Annotated in this window: 2 protein-coding genes; both read right to left on the reverse strand. The window is 65.4% G+C overall.

The genetic code is table 11. The annotated features are described in order from the left end of the window. On the reverse strand, nt 1–464 hold a 464-nt coding region (locus FNJ47_RS45975), incomplete at its 3' end, for an ABC transporter substrate-binding protein (RefSeq protein WP_163163391.1). Nucleotides 465–491: 27 nt separating this feature from the next. Further along, nucleotides 492–1,535, reverse strand: a complete 1,044-nt coding sequence (locus tag FNJ47_RS45980; RefSeq protein ID WP_163163393.1) for a branched-chain amino acid ABC transporter permease — start codon at nt 1,533–1,535, stop codon at nt 492–494. Nucleotides 1,536–1,562 lie beyond the last annotated feature (27 nt).

Consider the following 1,562-nt stretch of genomic DNA (forward strand, 5'->3'; position numbering starts at 1 on the left):
GAGGTCTCGCTGTAGGGATTGAGCAGCAGCGGAAAAACGTAGGGGAACACGCGACCGTCGGTCGAATCGGTGCGGCCGTGATTGATGGTGATGAGCGGCACCTTGTCCTTGGTGATGCGGTCGATCATGGCGTAAGCGATGCCGACCGACAGCGGATTCCAGGCGGCAACGCCGGGCCGTCCCTTCAGCCGTTCATAGACCTCGACGCCGCGCTCGACCTCGTACTGGGTCTCGCCCTCGTCCCAGGTCAGCTTGACGCCGTTGACGCCGCCGTCGCGGATGTTGATCAGATTGAGATAGTCGATGAAGCCGCCGAAGAAGCCGGTGCCGCCGGCGGCATAGGGACCGACCCGGTAGCTTTGCAGCGGGAAGAACTGCTCGTCGGCCCGCGCCGCCGGTGCTGTGGCCAGCACGGAGGCCACCGCTGCGGCAAAGGCAAATTTCAGATATCGCGATTTAATCATCTTTGGTCTCTCCAGTGGTACGAAATGTCAGGTGTTGCGGATGGCGGCCGGCCGCGTGACCGCGTGCCACAGCCGGTCCCACAGCGCGACCAGGCCGCGCGGTTCGGCGATCAGGAATGCGATGATGAGCGCGCCGACGACGATGCGCTGGCTCATCTCCAGCACGCCGGAATCGAACACGCCGCCGAGCAAGGCCGCGCCGGCGCGCGACAGAACGAGCGGGAACACTACGATGAAGGCGGCGCCGAGAAACGCGCCACGCAGCGAGGCCAGCCCGCCGATGATGATGATGAACAGGATCTGGAATGAGCGGTCGAGATTGAAGCCGGCCGGCTCGACCGTGCGCAGATAGGCGAAGGCCCACAACACCCCGGCAATGCCGATCAGGAACGAGGAGACGCCGAACGCCAAGAGCTTGGTGCGCAACAGCGGGACGCCGATTACCTTGGCCGCGAGCTCGTGATCGCGCACCGCGATGAAGTTGCGGCCGCTCTGCGAGCGCAGCAGCCGCAGCGTCAGCAAGGTCGCGATCACCACGACGCTCAGCGAGAACACATAGCGCCCCGCCGGGCTGGTGAAGGTGAAGCCGGCCACGCTGAGCACCGGGGCATCGATCACGCCGGACGGATTGTCGTTGGAGAACCAGCCGAACTTGGTGAGCGCCCATTGCACGAAGAACTGCGCGGCCAGGGTCGACACGGCAAGGTAGAAGCCGCGCAGGCGCAGGCTAGGCAATCCGAACACGATGCCGATCGCGGCCGCGACGAGGCCGGCGAGCACCAGATCGACGATCAGCGGTAGCTGCGGTAGCCGGAGATGAAGGTTGTAGGTCGCATAGGCACCGACCGCGAGGAATGCGGCCGAGCCCAGCGACACCTGCCCGGCATAGCCGGTGAGCACGTTGAGGCCGACGGCGGCGAGCGCCAACGCAAGGAACGGCGTCAGCACGGCGTCCATCAGATAATCGGAACCGAGCAGCGGAACGGCGCCGAAGGCGATCACCGCCGCGATGGCGATTGCAACGGCCCGGGCGCCGGGCGAAAGCTGTCCTGTCGAAGGTGCTGTGCTCATCGCCTAGACTCTCTCGACCAGCTTCTG

The sequence above is a fragment of the Bradyrhizobium uaiense genome (assembly GCF_010811875.1).
Lineage (GTDB): Bacteria > Pseudomonadota > Alphaproteobacteria > Rhizobiales > Xanthobacteraceae > Bradyrhizobium > Bradyrhizobium uaiense.

Excerpts from the sequence above, each read along its gene's own strand:
- FNJ47_RS45980 (WP_163163393.1), bottom strand. The coding sequence starts at position 1,535 with ATGAGCACAGCACCTTCGACAGGACAGCTTTCGCCCGGCGCCCGGGCC.